This is a genomic window from Halanaerobium sp. MA284_MarDTE_T2 (assembly GCF_003337245.1).
Taxonomy (GTDB): Bacteria; Bacillota; Halanaerobiia; order Halanaerobiales; family Halanaerobiaceae; genus QPJE01.
On record NZ_QPJE01000019.1, the window covers coordinates 1 to 24165 of the forward strand.

The following is a 24165-nucleotide window of genomic DNA, read 5'->3' on the forward strand; positions in this document are numbered from 1 at the left end:
AACACCCTGTCACTGTTGACTTCTACATGATACATGCCACAACATAGATAGGACTTTCACCTATTATCAGAATAATTTACGGAGCACACAAAAAATAGGGCCGGGAAAAGTAAACTTCCCGGCCCATGGCCCCAGGTGAAACTTATAAGATTGTTGAACTTTCATTCACATAAAATTTCCGATGCTTTAGACTGCAGTATTGATTCTTTACTTGCTCCTGATTATGATAACTATACTGCTAGTGAAAATAAGATTTCTGAAGAAATTTTAAATAATAAAGAACTTAAATCTTTGTTTAATGAAATGAGAAAAATGGATTCAAATAATATTAACTTCTATAAAAGGTTAATTAAATTTATTGAAACAGAAAAATAATTTTTATGGTTATATTTCGTGACATTTTATGTGTTAATATAGAACTTTAGCTGGAAATTCTATGTTAATTTTTTGACTGTCAGGTAGGAGATATTCTGGTTTATGAAAAGGATAAATAAAATTTCCCGTTACAAATTTTCTAGTTTTTTTTGTAGGCTTAACTACTTTTTTCTAGGATGTGAGTAAATGAATTTAGGAGAAAGAATAAAAAAGCTTCAGAAAATGAATAATTATTCTTTACGGGAATTAGCTAGTAAAGTTGGAATTTCTCATACCTTTTTAAGTGATATTGAAAACAATCGCAGTAATCCTTCATTGGAGAGATTAAAAGACATTGCAGAGGCATTAAATGTTAATGTTAGTTTTCTCCTGGGAGAAAAAGATGAAATGGATAACTGGCTGACTAATGATGATTTTATTTCATTATATTCAAGATTTCATAAAAATCCTGAATTTAAAAAAGTAATGGAAAAAATAAATAAACTGGATTCTGATCAAATAAAGGATTTAAACAAATATATAAATAAAAAGTTTGGGATTTAATATAATAAGAATTTTTTTTATTTAAATCGAAAGCCGGAGGGCTGGGCAATAATGTACCTGTATCAATATATTATTCCCCACTATGAAAGTGATGCAGAAAATAGCAGAATTGATTATCTGGAGATTAAAAAATCAGCTTATCTATTATGAAAAATAAAAAAATCTTATATTGTATATTTATTTGTTCTCTAGCTAAAATGAGTAGAGAACTTTTTTATTTGCTGATATTTTTTAAATTTTAGATATTTTTCTTCTTAAAAAACTATTAATCGACATAAAAAGATAAAAAAGTTATATATTTTTCTATAAAATGGTATTGAAAGAAAATATAATATCTGCTATAATATTAATAAAATAATGGAGGTGCTGGTAAAAATATGAAGTATAGGTACAACGTTATTTCAAATGACTTTTGGACAGATGAGAAGGTTATAAAATGGGATCTGGATACAAAACTGCTTGCTGTATATCTATTAAGCTGTCCCCACAAAATGACTGAAGGTATTTTCCGGCTTCCTAAAGAATATATTGCGGCTGATTTAGATATGGGAAAAGAACGGTTGGACAAAGCGTTTACTAAACTGTTAGAAGATGATTTTATAAAATATGATGAAGAAGCCAAGATCCTTTTTATAACAAAGTCCTTAAAATATAATGCACCAGATAATCCCAATCAGGAAAAGTCTGCAATAAAGTGGCTGGAAAGGCTGCCTAAAACTTATTTGTTAAATGAATTTATTGCAAGTGCTAAAAAGTATAAAGAGTCTTTTTTTGAACGGTTAGTGGAACGGTTCGGGGAACCTCAAACTCTAACTCTAACTCAAGAACAAACTCAAACTCAAATAAAAAATAAATGTTCTGATTCGAAATCAGAACGAGATCAGCAGGTTGAAAATTTAAAATTCGACCGGAAATCAATGCCCTTCAAAACAGCAGTTATGTTTATCGATCTGATTTTAGAAAATAATCCTCGTGCAAGAACACCAAAAAAAGATCCGGCTGATAAAAAAATGGCTGACTGGTGTACAGAGCTGGAAAGACTTCACCGACTTGGTCCTGTTGGAGCAGTTGAAAATGAGAACAAGGGCTACAGCTGGAAAGAAATCTGGAATATTATCAACTTCTGTCAGCAGGATGATTTCTGGAAAACAAATATTTTGAGTCCAGGGAAGCTGCGCAAGCAGATCATTAAGCTTGAAAACAAGATGAAAAGAGCTGAAAATTTCAAAAAAGATGAGGAAATCAGCATTCTTCAGGCTGTTTATGCTGGTGCCAAAAAAGAAGAGGAGGGAAGTTGAGATGAAAAAAACAAATGTTGTAAAGCTTTTGACCTTTTTAAGCCACGCCTATGCTCAAAGGATGAAATTTCCACTTAAAGGGCAGAAGCAGACAGAGATGATGGTTGAAGTGTGGCATGAATTTCTGGAAAGATATGAAGATAGATTAATTTTAACTGCAGCTAAAAAGCTGGCTGTAAATAATTCAGACTGGCCTCCCAGTGTTGGAGCTATTGTTAAAGAGGCTGAAGATATTGTAACTCCTGCTGAAGATAAAATAACAGGTGATGAGGCATGGAAATTGGTGCTTAAAGCAGTAAGAAAGTACGGCTATTACAAGCCGGATGAAGGGATGAATTCTCTGCCGGAAAAAGTACAAGAAGCTGTTAAGAATTTTGGAGGATTTAGAGCTATCTGCCACAGTAAAGCTAATAGTTCTTATGTCAGAAAACAATTTGTTGAAATTTATGACAGCATTGCAGAAAGGTACAGGAAATATAATTATCTGCCGGAATCTGTAAAAGAAAATTTAAAAAAGTTAAATGATGACTGTGATCAGAATTACCTTGAATAAAAACCTGTTCCATCAGATAGTTTTTAGGAGGATTAAATGTGTCCCAAAATTATCATTACTCAAGAAAATATTTGATAAAAAAATATGTTGAAAAAGCAGAAAAAATTAAAGATATTCCATCAGTAAAAAACATAGAAAAAGATCCGGATATGCCTTCATATCGTACATATAAGAGAAGATTTGGTGATTTGGATAAAGTTAAAGAACTGAAAAAAGTAAGAGATAGATTTAAAAATAAGAATAAAATTGATAGGCTAATTTGTGAATTTTGTGTTAAAAATCCAAGGAATTGTGATAGAGATGTGGAGGAGTGTAAAAAAGAAGCAGATTTATTTTTGGAATTTCAAAATGATAAATAATCTTTTCAGCATTAAAAAACTCCCCCATCATGAGGGAGTTCCCTTTTTAGTTAAAATTTTTATATTTGCTGATATCTTTTAGTTTATTTTCGTGCTGCAGATTTGTTACCATAATTAGTGTATCAATTGAATTTTTTAATTCTTTGATAAGTGGTTCAAATCTTAAGAGAAGATATACGGAAAGAACCATCGGAAAACCATAAGTACTGACAAGTTTAAATATTTCTTCCACCTGATCACCCCTAAACTTATGTTTGATTTAAGGATATCAGTAAGAACGGTATTTTTCAACCAGGTATATGGACATTTAAAGCTGATATACAACTGTTTGCGGCAGTATGGCGGCACAGCAGGGCGTTAAACCTTTCTAATGTTTTGGACAAGATTTAATATAATTTATTAAACATAGTTTTTCAGTAAAAATTAACTAATTATGCAGCAAATTTAATTCCTGAAACTAATTTGCCTTATGCCCCATAAAAATAACTTTTAGAGTTTCTAATAAGATCTTTAAGTCAAAGACAAATGACCGCTTGTTGGCATATAAGAGATCCATTCTTAGCTTATCTTCAGCATCTGTATCATAATAACCATAAACCTGAGCTAAACCTGTAATCCCTGTTTTTATAAAGTGGCGGTATTTGTAATAAGGTATTTCTTTTTCAAACTGTCCTACAAAGTGTGGCCTTTCCGGTCTCGGACCAACCAAACTCATATCTCCCTTTAAAACATTGAGCAGCTGTGGAATCTCATCGATTCTGGTCTTTCTTAAAAACTTACCTATTTTAGTTACTCTGCTGTCATTTTTTTGAGCCAGGACAGGCCCTGTATTTTCCTCTGCATTATTAACCATTGTCCTAAATTTATAGACTTTAAATTTTTCTCCCCGGCGACTTACCCGTTCCTGTGTAAAAAAGAGGGGGCCTCTGCTTTCCAGTTTTACAGCTATAGCAGCCGGCAGAGTTAAGGGCAAACTCAAAATTAAACCAATTGAAGCAAGTAAAATATCTGTTAAACGCTTAAAGAAAAAACCTATAGAATTGTGAGGTGGAACAATCTCAAAAACAGGCATTTCTCCAATCTGCTCCAGTCTGGAGCCGGATAGCATAATCTCATAAAATTCTGGTACCAAAGATGCTTCCCAGCCTTTCTCTAAAGCTGCATAAAAGGCAGCTTTCTTTTCAGCTTCATTTAAATTGGAAGCTACAAATATTATATCTGCCTCCATCTCCATTAATTTTTCTTCTAGATTATTTAAATCAGTGGATAAATTAAAATCTACAAAATCTAAATCTTTAAGATAATCAGGATCATCTATTATTACATCTTTTATGTTATAACTTTTATGCATCGAATGAACTATGTTTTTAATCAATTTAGCCGTATTTTCTCCCCGACCAACAACAATAATCTCTTCTTTTTTAGAAATCAGGCGCTCTAAGGCAATTGTTAAATAACGCCAACTAACCATAATTACAAAAAGGGCAGGAAAAGACATTAAATAAACTGAGCGCGGGAAGGCTAAAGAATGAGTTAGATAAGTAACTGCACCTGTAAATAGGACAATGATAAAGGTTGCGGGGATAAAGGTATAGAATACTTCATCTAATCTTCTTTTTAACTGATTGCTGTAGAGGTTATACATCTGGAATAAAAGCACAGAAAATATTGAAGTGTATGGAATGATATTTAAATAGTCATTGTAGTTTTGAGCTGGTATTCCCCCAATGAAACGCAGTTTAAAAGCCAGCAAAAAAGCTAAATTAACGAAAATAACATCCCCGATAATGCGGATAGTGTTTATAATTAATTCCTTAGTTTTCATAATATCCCCCTGTTTGTAGATCGCTAACGAATAAGAAATTACATCTGTATTCGCTTTTATTATACTTTAAATAACAAGGTAATTCAATGGATTCAACAAAAATAGCGGTTATGAAATGAAAAACTCCCACCATAATTTTTAAATATTAGTGAGAGTAACAATCTAAAGTAATATTTAATTCGACAAAGTTCTAAATAAATCGGGTGGTACATTTTTCGCTTGACAATAGCAATTGCAATGTATACTAAAATGATAAAAATTTAATATTTTCAATAGACATGATCTGAGCGCTCCGTGGAATAATTACAACATTTGGCTAGATAATTATCAATAAATAGGTTTTCCTTTCCCATTTTCAAACCAATCTAGAATCTGCTGAAAATTAGTAACTGGAATTCTATTCCCCTGACTAATAATCTTTCTAATCATATTATTTCCTTTTTTATAACTAATATAATCTTCTAGATAAGCATCATATATAATACTCAAAGTTGTTTTCAATGGCATATTATGCCTTTTAATGTATGGCATAACATCACTAAGATTATCACTACATACTGTTCCAGAAAAAATTTCAGCGATAGTTAATACTGCAGCTTCTCCTTTTGCCTGATATTCTCCATTGTCTTTAAACCTTCTTTCAAGTTTAGCAAATCTTCTAATCTCATTTAGCTTAGTAATTTGATAAATTTTAAATACTTTTTCTTCAATCATTTTTGTTAATTCAGTATAAAGTTCAGATTTTAAAGTAGCTTCTTCAAGTACATGGGTTGGAATAATTATGTTATCTTTATATAATAAAGGAAGTAAATAATAAAGTCCATCAGCAGAATAAAGATTGCCTAGAACACAGTTATCAATAATCAAAGGAGGATTCTTCAACAATATCCTCGACCTCCTCCTTTACCAGTATGTCTTTGATTGATAAACCAACATCAGCTAAATATTCTTTATAAGCATTTTCTGTTATTTTATTTTGTTCATAATTGTCATTTAATATTTCAAGATAACTCTGAGGTATATAAATATCATTTGTAGGAAGAATTAACTCTCTAGAATATCCAAGTTTAGCAAAGGTAGAATTTAAATGAATATTAGAAAACTCATTATATTGATCTTCATCTATTAATTCTAAAACTTTTAATCTAACCAACATCGCTTTAAAACTAACTTTAAAATAATTTTGCGCTTTAATAATTTTATTGATATTAATTACTTGATCACCTACAATATTAAAAAATTTATATATTCCATCTTCAGGCATTAAAAAATGAACAGCAAAATAATCAGCTAGAGTTTCACTTTCATTCCTTTGATTTTTAAACTTAAAAGTATCACAAATAGTCCCGTTTAATTCTTTATCAAAATAATAATGATAAATTTCATGAGCAGCTGAAAAATGCTGTCGCCCCAGAGTATGGGCACTGTTTATAAAAAATAAATAGTTGTTTTTATAATGGAGAAAATAAGCAGATATTGAAGAGTTGTTTAAAGGTTTTTTGGTTAATAAAATATTTAATGATTCAATTAGTTCAAAAATATTAGTAACCGGTTCTTTAAAAAATCCAAGTTTTTCTCTTATTTGATTAGCTCGTATTTTGGCTTTTTGCTCTAATAAATTGGGCATAATTAATCACCTTCTTTCATTATTTCCTGAAGATCATTGAAATTAAATAATAATTTTTTTGTCCAGTTTATATTTTCTTTTTCTTTATCGTTAAGACCATCAGTTCTAAAAGCAATAGATATTTCCTCAAACTCCTCCGGTTCCTCTAAAAAATACATTAAAGAATAACCATAAAGATCAGCCAATTTTTTTAGTAATAAAGAATCAATTTTTTTCTGTCCTCTTTCAATGTTAGAAATAGTTACTCTATTAATACCCGTCAATTCTTCAACTTCTGACTGTGTAAAAGCAGATGACTCACGAGCCTCTTTAAGCCTTTTTCCAATCTCAGTAAAAGTTAATTTGGAAGCCAATATACCCACCCCTTTGTTTTATATTATTACATTATCATTTTATTATAGTTTAATTGTAGCATTATAGTTACAAAAATACAACATTTTTTTATAATATTTTGTAGAATATTTATATAAAATTATTTGTTTAATACTAAAATTCCCTATTATTGCAGTACAAGATTTAAAATCTTAATGAACGAAAAGTGTAAAATATTATTTGACATTCACACTTACAATAATTAATAAACTTTTCTTTGGTTTTATCTATAATTATCTTCAATTGCATTCCATAAATTAATTATCTGTTCTTCCAAATTAGAAAACTCGATTTCCTTTGCATATTGAAATTTATTCCTATATCTATTCCAATGACTTAATATAATATCACTTTTGAAAATATCAATGATTATATTTTTGTCGTTCTTAATAGCTTTATAAGTCCCTCGATTTTTAGCCGTTTCAGTTAAAGAAGCTGCTAACAATTCTATATTTATCTTTTCTTTAAGTTCTAAAGTTAAAATATATATATCGTAAAAATCACGCATTCTAGTGTTTGTTTTTGACCTGCTAACTATAGTTTCCAATTTTTCTGCCAGTAAAGTCTCTAAATTATAAGATAAAATTTCAATTTTTTTATCTTCAAATAATAATTGATATCTATAATTGATTTCAGATGGAGTCAATTTATCTCCTGTTGTTAAGTCTATTTTCAAAGGTATCCTGGCTGTATATTTGTTGTATAATAAAATCCCCGGGAATTGCAAAGTAGTATTCCAGTAAGTTGCAAACTAAAATTCCCTATTATTTCTCAAAAACTCACTGCAACACAGGGAGCACTTTGTTGAGGTAAAATAAAAAACTCCCACTAGAAACTTTAAGTTCTAATGAGAGTTCAATTTAAAATATCAGATATCTCAAATTCATCTTGAGAGTCATTATAATTGAAATAAGATATTATATTAACTAGATAATCACTTACTGCCCGCTCAGCATCTGAATTATCAAAATAATTATAAGCTGCAATTGCTCCATTGTTCATTAAATACCGGGCCTGCATTGACATGGTATATAATTGTTTATAACTATGAGCAGTGCTTCTATTTGTATTCTTTTTTACTAGATCAGATCTAATCTTATGAATGGATTTTTTAACATTATTGCTATTCTTATATTTAACAGCACTTACCATTTCAGTAGTTGATAACCACGCCTCAACAAAATGCAGTGCAGCATAAAAACTTACCGTGATTACCCAATCACGATAGTGAACCTGCTTTTGATCAGATAATTCTTTACTTAAAATTGTATTATGCCAGGCCTGTTTAAGATGTTCCTTTTCAGCTGCCATCCAATCACCCTTTAAAAATTATATAATATTTTTCAGATAAAACGTCTTTGGGGCTAAGATATTTAGCAGGTAAATATTCAAAGTTAAAATTTTCAGTTCCCATTACTTCAAAAATAGTATCTTCAATGTTAAATAACTGTTCCATAAGTTCAGCATCATATTTATCATTCGTAGTAAATATTTTAATGTCATAATAGCCATTATCATATTTAGCATAAATAGATTCTACTCTATCTATTTTTGAAAACAAACTAACTACAATACTTATTTCTTTCTCTTCTTCAGCTACGGTAGTTTGTACCTTATAAATATTAGATAAATTTTTTAGTAAATTTGAAGTAGAAAAATTAAATTGGTCAGTAATTTTTAACCCTTCTGTAATACGCTGAAAAGAATTTATATTATCTCTTATCTGAGCAGTTAAATTGCTGTAATCAAAGAACTCACTTACATAAGAAATACTATTATTAATTGAATAATTTTCAGGCAATTTTGAAGTTGTTCTTTCCATTATATTCTACCTCCTTACTGATCCGGTAAATTACTAATTATTTCTTTAATTTTTTCACTGGAGATTTCTAAGTATTGAAAGATATCACTTTTACTTAAATCCCTATCATCATCTGGAACTAGATTTCTATCTACAACAATATTCAAATAATTAGCATCAGCTTTTAAACGCAGCCACTGATTAACTTTTTCATCTTCCCAGACATCTTCAATCAATGAATGAATTTCTTTCTGTTTTTCCTGGCTCTGTAAATTATTGCTGAAGTAATGCTTATCTAAAAATTTTAAAGCATTATTATTAAATTCTTTTTTAGCATTAATTACTAACCCAATTCTATTAATCGACCAGTTATAATCGTTAAGCGAAACTGCTGCAATTTTTTTAGCAAAATCAACTGCTTTATTAATTTTAGAAGAAACTTCACCCTGGATAATAAAGTTAGCACGAAGCAAACTCAGCTGAAACTGATATTCTCCATCCTGTGAAGACATAATAATTCGAGGTACTTCAGGAGGGGTCTGATCATTTACTGGCAGAACTGATTTTTGCCCGCCATCAAATATATTAGCAAAACTTTTATCAAAAGAATCAGCTATTTTAAAAAGATTAGATGACTTCCAAAAATTATAAAATAATACCACCTGTACCTGCTGGATATTAGCATCCATAGCTTTTCCCCCTAAGTTTAAACTAGCATTATAAAAGCTTAGTAAATAATGCAGTCTGTAAAATTATATCGATAAATTACAATTACAACCTTTATTAAATTATACCTCAAATAAAGACTGCAATCAATATCTATTTCAAAAAAATTCCATTATTTAATTAGCGACTGATATATTATTCAGTTCTACTGTCCTGCCGAGCAAAAAACTCTGACTAAATTAGAGCTGAAACACAGTTTAATAATGATTTTTTAAATATCCATAGCTCTTATTCGCCCAGGACAAATCTGAGATAACTTATCCAGATAATCTCTCATTTTTGAAGATTTCTTATAATCAACATCACCATTCTCAATAAGCTCCACTAAATCTGAACAATATAAAACTGAAGGTTTATCGTATTCAAATAAACATATTAACAAATCTACAGACAACTCTGGCATATTATTAAACATTTTATTTTCAGTAAATTCTCTATAAAAAGAATTAAGACTAATATCAAATTCTTCATCTAAATTCTTAATTCTATTTATGATTTCTGAAATATACTCTTCTTTTTCTGTTAAAAATAAAAGACGAATAAGCTGTTCAAATTCTTTAGATTTCATATTTGAATACGAACTGATCCTTTCCAAACTATAATCTTTAAGCCAATTCTCCCAAATTGTTTCTCTAAACTTGTAAGTACCATTATCCAATTTAACTGAAATATGCTGCAAAAAATATTTCTTTAATTCATCATCTGCTTTATTGATGAATTTCTTCATCCAATCATTTTCCATAGGGTTACTAATGAAAAAAGAAATTATTTCTGCAAAACGATAAGCAAAAAATCTTTTAGGATCTTCTGACTCTAAATTAAATTTCTTGAAACAGCCTTTTATATAAAACAATAGTTTTTGGGTTAATTTTTCTGATCCGATATTACCTAGAATATAACTTTTCCAACATATACGTGCTGTTTCAACATCGTTCTTCCAGCTAAATAATATCAATAAGTTCTCTTTAACCCAGGAAGAATCAATCTCAAATAAAAAACTAATATTTTTAGAAAGAGTTATCTTTGCTAATTGATTTTTAGAATCTTCTCCAGAAATTATTTTAGTCAAAATTTCCTCATAACCCATAAAACTCTTTTTACTGTATGGTTTATCCTCATTTTTTATTTTTATTATTTCCAGATATAGATTAATTATTCTACTAATTAGAGTATCTGAATAACTTAAAGTATCATCAGCAATTTCTTCTTTAGTAATGGTAATTTCAAAATCAGTCCAAATCCTATCAATCAGTTGGTCTAGATCATCACTTAATTCATTAATCAGGTTACTTTTATAATTATTTAATAAATATTTAAGCAGTAATAGTAATCTCTTATTAATTTGTCCAGATTGAATTTCAATCTTTAATAGTTTACTAATTATATTTTTTAAATCTTGATCACTATAATTTTCTTTTTTTAAAGCTTCAAAAAGATAAATTATAAAATTATCATCCTTTAGATCTTCCAAATTAGAATTATAATAATCCAGTAAATTTACAGCAAATTTTTTGTTTTCATTGGCTGCTTTTTCTGCTTCTAAATAAAAACTATGTTTACTCTCGAAATAATCTCTATCGAAGTCATAGTTTATAATAATATCAAATACTTCTTCAGACGCCATATTGCTAATTTCTTCTTCAGTAAAAGGACTTTTAAACTGCATAGTTTCACTATTTATTTCCATATGTTTAGAACTGTGGCTCCTTTCACCTTCGAATTCTGGATAATTTAATATAATCCTGCTGATTTCATTTTCAATTAACTGATATTCTTGATCCTCTTCTACTATATAAGTTAGCAGATCAAATTTTGCAAATTCAGCAGTTTCTTTATCTTTAAAATCTGAAAGTTTATCATTACTGATAACATTTTCTAATAATTTTTTTCTACTTTCATTATCACTATTTTTATAACACTCTTTTATTAAATCATAAAGTTCAGCATTTACCATTGGGGAATATAAAAGAAAATTATTAAGTATCCAGTTAATTTTCTTATCAAAAGAATAATCATCAACTTTATTCATCATATTAATAGATAATCTCTGGATTAAGTGGGAATTGCTTTTAATCCAGTCATTTAAAACAGTAATTAGATGTTTAGAGTCTTCATTTTTGATATATTCTAAAATATCTCTACCTAACAGAATAAAAAGATTTATATTATTATATTTAATATCCTCTTTTGAGGTTTCTTTTATATCATCAATCATAAAAGATAATGCAGAAGATTTATTATCAGCTGCTCCACAAGCTGATAGCAGAGTAAAAGATTTTTCTAATTTCTTTTTTATAATATTTTTTAAAGCTAAAATTAAATTATAGTTATTATTAGAGATTATTTTCCCCATTAATTCTAGTAAAAGTTTGCAATTATACTCATCTAACTCTAATATTATCTTAGACTGTAATTCCCAATTCATTTCATCATGCTCATCAAAGGTAAAGGGAGGCATATTTTGAGTTACTAATCTTATCTCTAAAACATAATCAATGATATTTATAATTATCTGATCATAATCCCCTTCAGAATTATGCTCAATAACACCTGACAAAATATCAATAAAACTATTTCTAACTAAATTGTTAGATTTCAAATTTTTTTCAAGAATGATTATTAGATAGCCTAAATCATTTTTAGAAAACATGTCACTATTTTTTGATAGTTTAAACAATAATTTTTGAGCAAAATCTGGATTAAGTTCTTCCTTTTCTTTATTTAATATTTCTAAAACCTGATTTGTATTTTTAACTAAAAAATTATTACTGATCCAATTAGCAAACAATAATTTATCATCCGTTAATCTCTCTTTACTATTAAATAAATCATCCAGGTAATTATTATTATAAAACCAATTAAGCCAGCAATTAGATTCAATTTCATCAAGAAAAATTTTCAGGTTATTATCTAACTTAACTGCTGTTTCTAAATAGTTAAATTCTTCTTTTCCTACTTGATCAAATTCTTTATCTGCTATATCAAATAGTCTTTTGCGATGATCGAAAAAATCCATTTTTTTAAATTCAACTAATTTATCAAGAAGTAGATACAGGTCTTTGTGAGTTGGAGTATTAGGATATAAAATAGGGTTAATACCAAGTTCCTCAATTTCTTTCCCGCTTCCGTCTTCAATAAGAGCAAAATGAGCTTTTTTATTAGGCATTCCTCTTGTTAAATACCTCATAACAACATCATTCAAACTATAACCGATAAATAGTACATTATAAGTTTCAAATAATTTTATTGCAAATTCTCTTGCAAAACCCTGGGTAAAATATGCCTGTCCAAAATCTTCATCAGTTAAAATTAAATTAGTTCTCGAATTATCTACTTCAACTGCTCCATGTAAATATACTAGCCCAGTAAAATCTTCTCCTCTTGGAAGTGCAGGAGCATAATATGGTTGAATCTCTTCTCCATAAATATCTTTAAATGCTGTTGTGAAATGAGGATCAAAATTAGTAGTTACTAACTTTATAGAATTTTCTTTTTCAAATAATTTAATAATATTTCTGTGCAATTTATTAGGTTTCGATGAAGAATCACTGAAAATATCTCTAGCAATTTCATGAACTGCTATATCTTGATATTTAAGTCTTCCCAAATATGAATCAGGAGACTCATTTTCTTTTCTTTTGAGTTCAGAATCACTTTTAGATTTTATGCTATCTACCAATCCCTCAAATAAAGGGAAATTTGATGGTGGCCCTTTAGAAACACCACTACCAGCAAAAATAACAAGTTGATTATTTTCTAAACTATTCAATAATTTTTCAGGTAATTCAATATCATTAATAATCATAGAATCTTCCTTTTAATAAATTTTTAAAGTTAAAGATTACTCTATCTATTCTTTTTTACTTTACAACCGAATTTTTTTGAATAAAATCATCATCCACATACTTAAAAGATTGTGGTGCAGTGAAATTACTTAAACTATCTCTAGAAACAGCTTTCTCGTAAAGGTTTAATTTATCAATTTTCATCGCATAACCCTGATCTTTATCTTTAAAATAATCACTAAAATAATCAAACCCAATACCAGATTCATTCTTTGTCTCCGACCAGATATTTAAAGGGGTATCATTAATTATCTTATCAATGGTAAATTCACCAATAATCTTACCTACCGGCATAGTACAATAAATGACAACTGACTCTATTTTCTGTTTGAAAATTCTTTTTCTATACTCATATTTCTTTTCTCCAGAAATAATTTTATCTACAAATTCTGGTTTAATCGATAATAAGGCTTTCATCGGCTTGACCTTCCTTTACTATATCTTTAAATTGTTGATCAGTTAATCTAACTACTCCCCAGTAGTTAGAAGTAATTCCAAGTTCTTCAATTAATTTTTTTCTTATTAATCTTTTCTCCAGAGCAATATTATAGGTCATTTTTATTACATATAGCGGATCAAAATCTCTATAATAACTTCTTAATTCGCTTTCATTAAAAATACTGTAATCACTGGTATAATTAAGATAATCATTTAAATCAACAAAATCACTTCCAGTTTTTACTTCCTCAACTACCGCTATAGAAGTTACTACTGAACGCCATTTAGCCTGAAACTTCCTATCCGTAGTTCTATAGATAACTATAATATCACCTGATCTAATATTTCTAACACCACTCATTTTGCAAATATAAATCTTATGAATGCTATTTGTATGGGTTTTATCTTCTAGCAAATCAAAGTTCTCATTATTTAAAAGTGAATCTGGAAACATCTTGCTATGAAATTCAGGACGAATTGATAATATAAATTTATTGTTATTCCTACTCTTGACAAGCGGATAATTTAATAAAATATCGCCCTGGTCTTCAAATTCTTTAGTTAATACTAATTCAGTCCCGTTAACTGACTCTTTTTGTCCATGTTCTTTAAATCCATATTTCAAAAACAAATTAACAAGTGCCCGATATTTTTCAAAAACTGTAACATATACAATATCAGAATTGAGTTTCACTGCATGATCAAAGGCCTTTTTAAATATAAAAGCCCTGAACTCCGTTATCTTCTAGAATATAAGCTTCTTTCTCTGCCTTTCTAGAAAACCAATCTTCAAAACCAGCATAATCAGATTTTAAAGAATCAAAAAAAGGATCATTAATGTCAATTTCACTAAACTTTTTTACTTTAAGATAATTGCTCATTTTATACCTCCCAGAAATATTTTTGTGATCTGTTAAATTATATTTCTAGATTAGTATAATTTTTCCTTCTTATTGTAATGAAAATTTCAATAATTCCAACAACATATCCAAATTAATCCCATAACATATTAATGAAATCGAAAAAATAATAGACAAGAAAATATTTATCCAAAAATAAGCATTAAACATCATATTCTTTTTATCCATTATACTCCTGTCATCATTATTTTCACCTGTAATTTTATTGATTTCATCTTCATCTAAAATTGACTTGCAATGATCTTTAAAATTTTCATAAGTATAAATAATATGTTTTCTATTTCCCCAGATATAAATTGAATGATATAAAGTATTAAAAACTATGAAAATTCCAGATCCAACCATTATTAATTTTATAAAGTTAACGGGTATATTCCTAGTCAGATATGATAATAATACAGTAATAATTGCACCAACTACTCCCAATATATTGCTAGTAAGCACTTTCATTAATTCCTTTATTTCACTATCCAAATCTTTAATCCTATCATAAATTTGCAATTCAATATTATTTCTTTCTTCAAAATAGACTCTCATTTTATCTTGAATATAAGTTTTAAAAATGCTCCTAGATGAGTTATAAATATTCTCAATATTATTTAAAAACTTTTCGAAAATATTCTCAGTTTTTGACAAGCTGGAGTTTCGAGTTATAACATTTCTTACAATTTCTATTCTATCGGGAATTTTAACATCATAGATCCAATTATATAAATCCATTGCTATTTTTATATCATCTGCAGCAATATCTAACTTATCAATTTTATCTATATTAATTTTGATTATTTTGTACCCTTCAATAACAATAAACTTTTTTCCTTCTCTTTCCTCCAGTCTATTTGCAATAAAAATAAATATTGTCTTTAAAACAATTTTATTAAAATAATTAATTAACCACTTTTCAAGATCATTAGTTAGACTTTTATCAAAAAAATAAAAAATATCTGGTGGTAAATTGGATAATGAACTATAGTAGCAATTTTCTTTTTGCTTTTCGATTTTATAACTTAAATTTTTTGTATCTCCATTAGATTTAATTTCTAACTGATCTAAATTATTTCCGCCTAAAATTTTAAAATAACTATTTGATAAATCAATTTCATTCTCCAATAGTAAAATCCAGTTGTCTTTAGAAAAGTATCTGCATAATTCACTGTAGCTAATGTCATTGAGCCAACTTTTTAGTTTATCTTCAAAGAAAAATAAATAACTTTTTCCATTAGAAATATTATGATTTCTTTTCTTTAAAAATTTATTTTTATCAATACTAATTTTAAACTCAAAATTAGTATCTGTATACCTTTCAAGTCGTTCGGTGTAAGTATCCAGTTTCTCTTTATTATAAGTAATGGTATTAAAGCTTTTATTTCTACCACTAATTTCGCTTGTATTTATATGGATAGTAACAGCTTTTTTTAATAGTGCAAAAAGTTCATCATAATTAATATTTAATATTTCATTAATTTCATTCCCGGTTAATTGACTTGTTATTTCTAAATATTCATCATCTTCATTATAGGCAGTATCAGGTAATTTATCTAAGATATCTTTTATAATTTTCATTAAATCTCTCATATAAACACCACCTATTTAATATTATAATCATAATTATCAGTTTTAATAGAAATCTCATAACCGCCATCTTCCAGAGATTTAACTTTGATATATCTTTCCTCATCATATAAAACTTTATCTAGTCTAATTTGAATATCTTCTCTGGTTTTTATTACTACTTTTTTATTATTAATAATTTCTTCATCAGGTTTAAATTCATAATCTCCTATATCCTCTGATATTAAAAATTCAACATATTCTTCTTGATTTTCCTCAGATATTACATCAGAAAACTCTCTAATATTTATTTGAGATTTTCTTTCCAGGGTATTATACATATAACTAATAATCTCTTCGCGCTCTTTACTGTCTTCATACTTTTCATTTACAAAATCAATTGTAGAATTTTTAAATACTCTGGTTTTATGTTTATCATCTTTTTCTAATTTTGCATTTAAAAAATTCCTTAGAAAAAACTGAGCAATATCTTTATCAGCAGACTTAGAATTGGTCTGTTTATCTAATATAACAATATCAAAATTATTATCATTATTTTCAGGTTGAATAAATGCTGATTTTTGTAATTTCTGATTTAAGTTGGGGAGACTACTTCTTTCATCAACAACTAATTTTGTTTTTGTTTTTCCATCTTCAGTTTCTTTAACATCATGTATATAAATTTCATTATAATCCATTTTTAATAATGCTAAATAATTATTATTATTAGATTCAAAGCTAACCACAATTAAATCAGCCGGAGATATTGTTTTATTTGACATAGATATAAATAACTGATTCGCGATTTCTTTACTACTTTTTACAAATGTATCTGGATTTTCAAAAATATTATTACAACTTATTTTAACGGAATTATTTTCTCCTTCAAATTTAGCTGCCCTAGTTTTGTCATCATTAACAGATTTTAAAATATGCTTTTTTATAAATTCTTTTATTTTATCATCTAATTCCAGAGTGTAATCACTCATTTTCTTGAATTCTTCTCTATTATTTAATATATGTAATATAGCATTTTTTATTACCGGCTCTTTAATATTTCTCATCTTTTTGTTTATGCCTCCCCTGTTGAATTCATTATAATACATTTGTTCGTTATTATCAATTTTTCTTTTGCTTTTTTTAGTATCAAATGATCAATATAATGTCCATATGTACCTTTTTATAATAATCTTTACATTTAAGCTAATTTTAAGCTATTACTATATTTCTCTATATTTATAAGTTTTCCTGCCATTATTTAATATTCATAGCAAAATAGCAACCTTATAAAATTGCAAATTAAGCTTCCCTGCAGCCTTAAGCGCTAAAATTTATGAAAGTACTCGGCTTCACCAAAATAAAAAAACTCTCACCAGATTTTATGCCTCCAGTGAGAGTAGTTGCTTTTGTCAAGCAAAAGTGTAAAATATTATTTGACATTCACATCCCCAGCTAAATTTAATTTCAGATTAGTGAGTTTTCTGTTTCGTTATCATATTGTTCTAATTCCTCAGCTGCAGATTTAGCATCCTCTAAACTAACATGTGGTTTTAATTCAACAATTTTTTTTGCAATGTCAATATTGTCAGTAACACCTTCAGTATTTCTAACATATAAAGCAGTTGCTACCTTTTCAAGTTCTTTAACAGATTTATTAGCTAATCTGTCAACTACAAAACTAAGTTCTCTATCATATTCTCTAATTAAATCATTATATTTGTTCTCCAATAAATCAGCTCTTTTACTCGGTTTAAATGAAGCACCAAAAGGTCTACGGGGTTCCATTAATATAAAATCATCTGCCCTTAAAGCACCAAGTTCATCCCTTAAATGAAAAGAAAATGGACCATGTTTATATAAAATAAAATCGTAGTTTAAATCTATATTGAAAAATTCTTCCAAAAAATATGTGCATTTTTGTATATGAGTTTCTCCAGTCCAGCTGCCTGCATCCTGCATTTTACGAATTAAAGCAACAGTTAAAGCCTTCTTTTCCTGGATATTTAACATTTTAAATATCATCCTCCTTTAAAATTGCCTTTTTATTAGCTTTTAACCATTCATCTGCATCTTTTTTTAAATCAGAATTTATAAAAACAAAATCCACTTTCACAACTGGAATATTATTTAAAGCATCAGATATGTTAACAGAAGATTCAACTTCTCCGTTATTTAATAAAACAGGAAAATCATATGTACCTCCGGTAGGATGATAACTATCAGCTCTAACATTCTCTTTCCCAAATTCTTCTTTGGCAGCTTCATAAATAGCTGTGTTTGGATCAATGTTAATCTCCATATCGCCCGGATTAGGAGAATATAATACTTTAAAGTGATTTCTTTCTAAAATTATTTCTGCATCCTTATGACCTGGTTTATCCTCATTGTTTAATGCTTCCCGCATAACAACTAAGATTTTATTATCAGTTAAATTTAAATGAAAATCCAGATCGTCAGTAATTTTATCTTTCCCTAACCAGGATTTCATAAAATCTTTTAAATGAATATCATAAATTCTTCTAACTCGATGCATATAAACATGAGTAAACATATAATATCTGGCCAGTAATAAAGATTCGGCTGTATGAATACCTCCAATTTCAATCCCCAGTGCTGGTTCTTCAGTATCTGCATATTCTTTGGGTAAAATTCTTAAGGTATCAATTAAACGAAAATGATCAAAATTTCCATAAGCAACCCCAGCATGATAAGAATCTCTTAAAAGATAATCAATTCTATCTACACCAAAAGAATCACCAGTTATTATTTCTGTTAAGATGCTTTCCCAGTCTGAAAAAGTAAGGTCAGGCAGTTCTTTAGGCCCGACTGCTAATTTTTTGATATCATCTGTTCTCAAAGGTGGAGTCATTCCCTGCCAGATTCCTTCAAGCTCATCTATGATATTTGCAGTAAAAGTTTCATGACTGCAGCCTTCTTCCATAAGTTCTTTTTCTGCTGCATGTGAAAAGGGAATATGACCAAGATCATGACATAAAGCAGCCATTCTAATAACTTCTTTCCAATAATTCCTTTTGACTGAATCATTTACTTCCGGGAATTTATCTTTTATTTCATTATGAATATTTTCAGGATCAGTGACAACATCATAAACTCTACTTGCCAGTTCCATGACACCTAATGAATGTTCAAAGCGATTATGAGTCGCTCCTGGATAAACTAGATATGTTAATGCTAATTGGTGAATATAGCGCAAACGCTGAAATTGTGGAGAATCTAAGACTTTTCTTTCTTCCGAAGAAAGTTTAATAAAAGTATGTATAGGGTCTCTAATCTCATGAGTTAGATTCATATAATTTCCCCTTTCACATTAACTAATTTATAAACAAATTATAAAACAAATGTTCACAAAAAGCAAGTTTATTTTTAATTTTCTGAAAATAAATTTTCCGATTAACTCTCCTCATTAACTAATCTAATGGAAGGTAGTCTACCACATAAACAAATGACAGCCCACTAATTATTATAATTGGAGTTATTATAATACATTAACATAATTAAATCAACTCTTAGAAAATTATCAATTTTTTTTACAAACAATCCTCAAGACCTTCTGCTTCCAAAATATTTCTGATCTCTTTAACTTCCTGGGCTCGCTTTTTATCACAGATTAAAATAGCATCTTCAGTATCAACTATCACTACATCATCAAGGCCAATAGTAGTTACTACTTTATTTGGACTGTGAATAATAGAGTTAGTAGTATCTATCCCGTAATGTTTACCGATCACTACATTACCATCAGCATCTACTTTTTTAACTCTTTCTAAAGCCGGCCAGCTGCCGAGATCATCCCAGCCAAAAGAACCAGGAATAACAAAGATATCATCTGCTTTTTCCATAATTCCATAGTCAATGGAAACACTCTGCATCTTTTCGAATTCATCTCTAATTACTTTTTTAGCTAAATCTGTTCCTAAAGCATTTTTTATTCTTTCTAAGGACTGATACATCTCAGGTAAATGTCTCTCTATATTAGCTAGAATACTGCTTAACTGCCAGATAAACATCCCACTGTTCCAGAGATATGTTCCTTCTTCTAAAAACTCTTTAGCAGTGCTTAAATCAGGTTTTTCAGTAAAGTTACGAACTTCAAACACCTGATCTCCATCTATAGTATGTAATTGATCACCAAAGTGAATATAGCCATAACCTGTTTCTGGATGAGTTGGTTCTATACCAATAGTAACTAAGTTTTTACCAGTAGCTGCAGTCATAATTGATTTTCTTAAAATATCTACAAATCTTTTTTGATCTTTAATTAAATGGTCAGCCGGTAAAACAATCATTGTTGATCCAGGATATTTATCTTCAATTACTACTGAAGATAAACCTATACAGGCAGCTGTATTTCTTTTCATTGGTTCTACAATTATGTTTTCTGAAGGTATACCATCCAATTGTTTTTTGATTGCTTTTTGATAGGCTTCATTAGTTGCAATAAAAACCTGTTCTAAAGGAACAAGTTCATTTATTCTTTCTACAGTTTCCTGCAGCATTGTTTTTTGATTGTCATTTAACTTTAAAAACTGTTTGGGATGGTCTTTTCTGCTTAAAGGCCAGAATCTAGTTCCTTCTCCTCCAGCCATAATTAAAGCTGTTATCATTTGAAATCAACTCCAAATATAATTAATATAATTTAAATCCCCATTTTTTAAAATAATAAAATAAAGACTCAATATTAACCCAGGTTAACTTAAAACTTTTATGAGATCCTCGCTGCCATTCATGAATAACATAATTATCAGGAAAAAATATAGTTTTAGAAATTTTATTTACTCTTTTGGTAATATCGGCATCTTCTAAATACATAAAAAAGTTCTCATCAAAACCCTCTAATTCCTTATAAATATCTGTTCTGAAAAACATAAAACAACCTGTCGCGTATGGAACTTTAAAATAACTATTATAATTTGTATCTCGCATTTCAAAATAATCCTGCCTTTTTTTGAAAAAACCTGACAGAAATCTTCTGATTAACAAATCAATAAAGGTAACTTCTCTTTTGGCAAGATATTGGATTTCATTATCCACCCCTTTAACTAGAGGAGTTAATAAGCCAACATCTTGATTCTGTTCCATATAATTATACATATCTATTATAACTTTATTTTCAATAACAATATCTGGATTTACCACTATATGATATTTAGAATTTAACCTATTGAGAACTTTATTATGGGCTTTACCAAAACCTTCATTATCAGCGTTTTCAATAAGCTCAATATTTCCATCAATTTCTTTAACTATATCACAAGTTCTATCAGTTGAGTTATTATCAATAACATAAATTTTATAATTAACATCATAAATATGTTCTACAATACTTTTGATAGTCTTCCCTATTATTTTTTCGTTGTTATAAGTAACTATTGACATTGTAATATCAAACATCTTTTTCACCAACTAAATAATCTTTTAAAGCTTCTTCCCATTCCCGCATCTTATAAATATCCTGACTCTCAAGAGCGAAATTATCCATCACAGAATAAGCTGGTCTTTCAGCAAGACTACCAAATTCTTCAGCAGTCGTAGGATTAACTACTATATCAATACCTTTTATTTCAAATATCTTTTTTGCAAAATCATACCAGCTGCAGCTTCCACTATTTGAAACATGATAAGTTCCATATAATCCAGAGTCAATTATTTTAGAAATAGCAATAGCTAAATCCTTAGCAAAAGTTGGAGTACCCTGTTGGTCGCTTACAATATTTAAACTATCTTTATTTTCTGCAAGAGATAACATTGTTTTAACAAAATTATGACCATCACCATACAACCAGGCAGTACGAACTATATAAAATTTATTTAAAAGTTCTTTAACCAGCTTTTCACCTTCCAATTTGCTTTTCCCATAAACACTTAAGGGAGAAGGGATATCAAATTCATTATAATTTTCATCTTTATCTCCAGCAAAAACAAAATCAGTGCTAACATAAAGCATTTCTGAGTTAGCTTTCTGGCAGGCCAGAGCAACATTTCTTGTTCCTAAAGTATTAACTTTATAAGCTGCTCCTTCATTTTTTTCACAGCCATCTACATCAGTCATTGCAGCAGCATGAATAACTATGTCAGGGTTTAACTCTCTAATTAAGTTGACTGTTTCTTCTGCATTTGTTATATCCATCTCATCTATATCAACACCAGTAATATTCTGATCACTGTATAGCTTTAATAATTCTTTTCCAAGCTGACCTTTAGATCCGGTAACAAGTATTTTCATTTTTCACACCTCAATTTCATTAATAAAAGAAAAGCTGGAGCTGCTTAATAGCATCGCTCCAGCTCAATAAAAATTATCTATCAGTATACATTTTTTGATAATAATCTCTATAGTCACCAGATTTAATGTTCCGCCACCAATCTTCATTATCTATATACCACTGAATAGTTTCAGCAATTCCTTCTTCAAATGTATATTCAGGTTCCCAGTTCAATTCTTCTTTCATTTTGGAAGAATCAATAGCATATCTGCGATCATGTCCCAATCTATCTTTAACAAATTTTATTAAGTCTTTAGGTTTATCTAAAGTATTTAAAATTGATTCAGTTATTTCTAAATTGGTTTTTTCATTATTACCACCAATATTATATACTTCCCCAACTTCCCCTTTTCTCAACACTATATCTATAGCTCTACAGTGATCTTTAACATGCAGCCAGTCTCTAACATTTTTCCCATCACCATAGATAGGCAGTTCTTTATCTTCCATAGCATTTGTTGAAAATAGTGGGATTAGTTTTTCCGGAAACTGGTAAGGACCATAATTATTAGAACATCTTGTTATATTCATCGGGAAGTTATATGTTTCATTATATGCTCTAACCATCATATCTGCACTTGTTTTGCTGGCAGAATAAGGACTATTAGGTGCTAATGGAGTTTCTTCGGTAAAGTAACCTGTCTCTCCCAATGAACCATATACTTCATCAGTAGATACCTGAAGAAATTTAACCCCTTCTTTATATTGATTTTCATCCACTTGCCAGAATTTTTTAGCAACATCCATTAAATTTTGAGTTCCTAAAATATTAGTTTCCAAAAAGATCTGTGGATTTTTTATTGAACGATCAACATGAGATTCCGCAGCAAAATTTACTACATAATCAATTTCAAATTCTGTGAAAATATACTCTACTAACTCTTTATTACTTATATCACCTTTAACAAATTCAATATCATTTAATTCATCTTTTAAGTTCGCTAAATTTCCAGCATATGTAAGTTTATCTAAAACAACAAGATTAAATTCATCACCATGTTCATTAAGCATATATTTAACGAAATTAGTGCCTATAAATCCTGCACCACCAGTAATTAAACAGTTCTTCAAATTAATCACCCTTATTATATTCTTTTAAAGTTGGTAGTTCCTTATCTTTATCTGATAATAACAAATCAGCTTCTGTTAAGTTAAATCTTTCTAAAGGCCAATCTATATCTATATCAGGATCATTCCAGGCTACTCCTGCATCGTATTCTGGATGATAATAATCAGTTGCCTTGTATAAAAACTCAACTTCATCGCTTAGTGCTACAAAACCATGGGCAAAACCTTCTGGAATATAAAACATTTTTTTGTTTTCTTCTGATAAGATAACTCCAAAATATTCTCCATATGTATCAGAGTCTTTTCTTAAATCAACTCCAACATCATAAACAGTACCTTTAACAGCCCTTACTAATTTACCCTGGGCATGTTTAGTTTGAAAATGAAGCCCTCTTAATGTTCCTTTTTCTGATTTTGAATGGTTATCCTGAACAAAATTCAGATCAAGATCAATCTCAGCAAATTCTTTTTTATTATAACTTTCCATAAAAAAACCTCTATGATCACTAAAAACAGTTGGTTCAATTATATAAAGATCATTTATAGGGGTAGATATTTTTTTGAATTTAGACATTTTTCA

The 24165-nt window shown here is 28.8% G+C and carries 27 protein-coding genes; 5 read left to right on the forward strand and 22 right to left on the reverse strand.

The genetic code is table 11. From position 1 onward, the window contains the following. Positions 1–150: 150 nt before the first annotated feature. The 5 genes from DFR78_RS08615 (at position 151) to DFR78_RS08635 (ending at position 3128) form a co-directional block, all read left to right on the forward strand. On the forward strand, positions 151–375 hold the full coding sequence (locus DFR78_RS08615) for a hypothetical protein (protein ID WP_114458437.1): 225 nt from the start codon (positions 151–153) through the stop codon (positions 373–375). Positions 376–561: 186 nt separating this feature from the next. After that, complete coding sequence (locus DFR78_RS08620; RefSeq protein ID WP_114458438.1) at positions 562–918, forward strand: helix-turn-helix domain-containing protein; 357 nt, start codon at positions 562–564, stop codon at positions 916–918. A gap of 377 nt (positions 919–1295) precedes the next feature. Further along, positions 1296–2216 (forward strand): hypothetical protein, encoded by a 921-nt coding sequence (locus DFR78_RS08625; RefSeq protein WP_114458439.1) that lies wholly within the window; start codon positions 1296–1298, stop codon positions 2214–2216. A gap of 1 nt (position 2217) precedes the next feature. Then, positions 2218–2769, forward strand: coding sequence for a replicative helicase loader/inhibitor (locus tag DFR78_RS08630; protein WP_158531743.1), 552 nt, complete (start codon positions 2218–2220; stop codon positions 2767–2769). Between the two features lie 38 nt (positions 2770–2807). After that, a complete protein-coding gene (locus tag DFR78_RS08635; RefSeq protein ID WP_114458441.1) occupies positions 2808–3128 on the forward strand; it encodes a homing endonuclease associated repeat-containing protein in 321 nt (106 codons plus the stop codon). Between the two features lie 46 nt (positions 3129–3174). On the opposite strand, the gene DFR78_RS08640 is transcribed toward DFR78_RS08635, so the two are convergent. The 22 genes from DFR78_RS08640 to rfbC form a co-directional block, all read right to left on the reverse strand. Continuing rightward, positions 3175–3360, reverse strand: a complete 186-nt coding sequence (locus DFR78_RS08640) for a YvrJ family protein (RefSeq protein WP_114458442.1) — start codon at positions 3358–3360, stop codon at positions 3175–3177. Positions 3361–3585: 225 nt separating this feature from the next. Continuing rightward, positions 3586–4953 carry a sugar transferase gene (locus tag DFR78_RS08645; RefSeq protein WP_114458443.1) on the reverse strand — a complete coding sequence of 456 codons (1368 nt, stop codon included), beginning with the start codon at positions 4951–4953 and terminating at the stop codon, positions 3586–3588. Between the two features lie 327 nt (positions 4954–5280). Then, the gene (locus tag DFR78_RS08650) at positions 5281–5838 is read right to left on the reverse strand and encodes a hypothetical protein (RefSeq protein ID WP_114458444.1); all 558 of its coding nucleotides are present in this window, start codon (positions 5836–5838) and stop codon (positions 5281–5283) included. Then, positions 5810–6580 carry an ImmA/IrrE family metallo-endopeptidase gene (locus DFR78_RS08655; protein ID WP_114458445.1) on the reverse strand — a complete coding sequence of 257 codons (771 nt, stop codon included), beginning with the start codon at positions 6578–6580 and terminating at the stop codon, positions 5810–5812. Before DFR78_RS08655 ends, DFR78_RS08650 begins: the two co-directional genes overlap by 29 nt. Positions 6581–6582: 2 nt before the next feature. Further along, positions 6583–6933: a helix-turn-helix domain-containing protein gene (locus DFR78_RS08660; protein ID WP_158531744.1), complete on the reverse strand. Its 351-nt coding sequence runs from the start codon at positions 6931–6933 to the stop codon at positions 6583–6585. 242 nt (positions 6934–7175) lie between these two features. Continuing rightward, positions 7176–7679, reverse strand: coding sequence for a nucleotidyl transferase AbiEii/AbiGii toxin family protein (locus DFR78_RS08665; protein ID WP_114458447.1), 504 nt, complete (start codon positions 7677–7679; stop codon positions 7176–7178). Positions 7680–7807: 128 nt separating this feature from the next. Beyond that, a complete protein-coding gene (locus tag DFR78_RS08670; RefSeq protein ID WP_114458448.1) occupies positions 7808–8263 on the reverse strand; it encodes a hypothetical protein in 456 nt (151 codons plus the stop codon). A 4-nt stretch (positions 8264–8267) separates the two neighbouring features. Continuing rightward, positions 8268–8774 carry a hypothetical protein gene (locus DFR78_RS08675; protein WP_114458449.1) on the reverse strand — a complete coding sequence of 169 codons (507 nt, stop codon included), beginning with the start codon at positions 8772–8774 and terminating at the stop codon, positions 8268–8270. Positions 8775–8788: 14 nt separating this feature from the next. Then, complete coding sequence (locus tag DFR78_RS08680; protein WP_114458450.1) at positions 8789–9442, reverse strand: hypothetical protein; 654 nt, start codon at positions 9440–9442, stop codon at positions 8789–8791. A gap of 248 nt (positions 9443–9690) precedes the next feature. Continuing rightward, positions 9691–13284 (reverse strand): SIR2 family protein, encoded by a 3594-nt coding sequence (locus tag DFR78_RS08685; RefSeq protein ID WP_114458451.1) that lies wholly within the window; start codon positions 13282–13284, stop codon positions 9691–9693. Between the two features lie 55 nt (positions 13285–13339). Further along, a complete protein-coding gene (locus tag DFR78_RS08690; RefSeq protein ID WP_114458452.1) occupies positions 13340–13741 on the reverse strand; it encodes an ASCH domain-containing protein in 402 nt (133 codons plus the stop codon). Then, positions 13719–14456 carry a hypothetical protein gene (locus DFR78_RS08695; RefSeq protein ID WP_199505590.1) on the reverse strand — a complete coding sequence of 246 codons (738 nt, stop codon included), beginning with the start codon at positions 14454–14456 and terminating at the stop codon, positions 13719–13721. The genes DFR78_RS08690 and DFR78_RS08695 overlap by 23 nt, the downstream gene beginning before the upstream one ends. 19 nt (positions 14457–14475) lie before the next feature. Beyond that, a complete protein-coding gene (locus tag DFR78_RS12020) occupies positions 14476–14643 on the reverse strand; it encodes a hypothetical protein (protein ID WP_199505591.1) in 168 nt (55 codons plus the stop codon). Positions 14644–14712: 69 nt separating this feature from the next. Beyond that, positions 14713–16257 (reverse strand): hypothetical protein, encoded by a 1545-nt coding sequence (locus DFR78_RS08700; protein WP_114458453.1) that lies wholly within the window; start codon positions 16255–16257, stop codon positions 14713–14715. An 11-nt stretch (positions 16258–16268) separates the two neighbouring features. Continuing rightward, positions 16269–17297 carry a nucleoid-associated protein gene (locus tag DFR78_RS08705; RefSeq protein WP_158531745.1) on the reverse strand — a complete coding sequence of 343 codons (1029 nt, stop codon included), beginning with the start codon at positions 17295–17297 and terminating at the stop codon, positions 16269–16271. A gap of 400 nt (positions 17298–17697) precedes the next feature. Further along, a complete protein-coding gene (locus DFR78_RS08710) occupies positions 17698–18243 on the reverse strand; it encodes a hypothetical protein (protein WP_114458455.1) in 546 nt (181 codons plus the stop codon). A 1-nt stretch (position 18244) separates the two neighbouring features. Beyond that, positions 18245–19543: an HD domain-containing protein gene (locus tag DFR78_RS08715; protein ID WP_114458456.1), complete on the reverse strand. Its 1299-nt coding sequence runs from the start codon at positions 19541–19543 to the stop codon at positions 18245–18247. 238 nt (positions 19544–19781) lie between these two features. Then, on the reverse strand, positions 19782–20858 hold the full coding sequence (locus tag DFR78_RS08720; protein ID WP_114458457.1) for a mannose-1-phosphate guanylyltransferase: 1077 nt from the start codon (positions 20856–20858) through the stop codon (positions 19782–19784). Positions 20859–20880: 22 nt separating this feature from the next. After that, positions 20881–21645, reverse strand: a complete 765-nt coding sequence (locus DFR78_RS08725; protein ID WP_114458458.1) for a glycosyltransferase family 2 protein — start codon at positions 21643–21645, stop codon at positions 20881–20883. Further along, on the reverse strand, positions 21638–22477 hold the full coding sequence (rfbD, locus tag DFR78_RS08730) for a dTDP-4-dehydrorhamnose reductase (RefSeq protein WP_114458459.1): 840 nt from the start codon (positions 22475–22477) through the stop codon (positions 21638–21640). The genes DFR78_RS08725 and rfbD overlap by 8 nt, the downstream gene beginning before the upstream one ends. Positions 22478–22550: 73 nt before the next feature. Then, positions 22551–23588, reverse strand: a complete 1038-nt coding sequence (gene rfbB / locus DFR78_RS08735) for a dTDP-glucose 4,6-dehydratase (protein WP_114458460.1) — start codon at positions 23586–23588, stop codon at positions 22551–22553. A gap of 1 nt (position 23589) precedes the next feature. Continuing rightward, positions 23590–24159 carry a dTDP-4-dehydrorhamnose 3,5-epimerase gene (rfbC, locus tag DFR78_RS08740; RefSeq protein ID WP_114458461.1) on the reverse strand — a complete coding sequence of 190 codons (570 nt, stop codon included), beginning with the start codon at positions 24157–24159 and terminating at the stop codon, positions 23590–23592. Positions 24160–24165 lie beyond the last annotated feature (6 nt).

Excerpts from the sequence above, each read along its gene's own strand:
- DFR78_RS08620 (WP_114458438.1), top strand. The coding sequence starts at position 562 with ATGAATTTAGGAGAAAGAATAAAAAAGCTTCAGAAAATGAATAATTAT.
- DFR78_RS08625 (WP_114458439.1), top strand. The coding sequence starts at position 1,296 with ATGAAGTATAGGTACAACGTTATTTCAAATGACTTTTGGACAGATGAG.
- DFR78_RS08630 (WP_158531743.1), top strand. The coding sequence starts at position 2,218 with ATGAAAAAAACAAATGTTGTAAAGCTTTTGACCTTTTTAAGCCACGCC.
- DFR78_RS08645 (WP_114458443.1), bottom strand. The coding sequence starts at position 4,953 with ATGAAAACTAAGGAATTAATTATAAACACTATCCGCATTATCGGGGAT.
- DFR78_RS08655 (WP_114458445.1), bottom strand. The coding sequence starts at position 6,580 with ATGCCCAATTTATTAGAGCAAAAAGCCAAAATACGAGCTAATCAAATA.
- DFR78_RS08670 (WP_114458448.1), bottom strand. The coding sequence starts at position 8,263 with ATGGCAGCTGAAAAGGAACATCTTAAACAGGCCTGGCATAATACAATT.
- DFR78_RS08675 (WP_114458449.1), bottom strand. The coding sequence starts at position 8,774 with ATGGAAAGAACAACTTCAAAATTGCCTGAAAATTATTCAATTAATAAT.
- DFR78_RS08680 (WP_114458450.1), bottom strand. The coding sequence starts at position 9,442 with ATGGATGCTAATATCCAGCAGGTACAGGTGGTATTATTTTATAATTTT.
- DFR78_RS08685 (WP_114458451.1), bottom strand. The coding sequence starts at position 13,284 with ATGATTATTAATGATATTGAATTACCTGAAAAATTATTGAATAGTTTA.
- DFR78_RS08690 (WP_114458452.1), bottom strand. The coding sequence starts at position 13,741 with ATGAAAGCCTTATTATCGATTAAACCAGAATTTGTAGATAAAATTATT.
- DFR78_RS12020 (WP_199505591.1), bottom strand. The coding sequence starts at position 14,643 with ATGAGCAATTATCTTAAAGTAAAAAAGTTTAGTGAAATTGACATTAAT.
- DFR78_RS08700 (WP_114458453.1), bottom strand. The coding sequence starts at position 16,257 with ATGAGAGATTTAATGAAAATTATAAAAGATATCTTAGATAAATTACCT.
- DFR78_RS08705 (WP_158531745.1), bottom strand. The coding sequence starts at position 17,297 with ATGAGAAATATTAAAGAGCCGGTAATAAAAAATGCTATATTACATATA.
- DFR78_RS08710 (WP_114458455.1), bottom strand. The coding sequence starts at position 18,243 with ATGTTAAATATCCAGGAAAAGAAGGCTTTAACTGTTGCTTTAATTCGT.
- DFR78_RS08715 (WP_114458456.1), bottom strand. The coding sequence starts at position 19,543 with ATGAATCTAACTCATGAGATTAGAGACCCTATACATACTTTTATTAAA.
- DFR78_RS08720 (WP_114458457.1), bottom strand. The coding sequence starts at position 20,858 with ATGATAACAGCTTTAATTATGGCTGGAGGAGAAGGAACTAGATTCTGG.
- DFR78_RS08725 (WP_114458458.1), bottom strand. The coding sequence starts at position 21,645 with ATGTTTGATATTACAATGTCAATAGTTACTTATAACAACGAAAAAATA.
- rfbD (WP_114458459.1), bottom strand. The coding sequence starts at position 22,477 with ATGAAAATACTTGTTACCGGATCTAAAGGTCAGCTTGGAAAAGAATTA.
- rfbC (WP_114458461.1), bottom strand. The coding sequence starts at position 24,159 with ATGTCTAAATTCAAAAAAATATCTACCCCTATAAATGATCTTTATATA.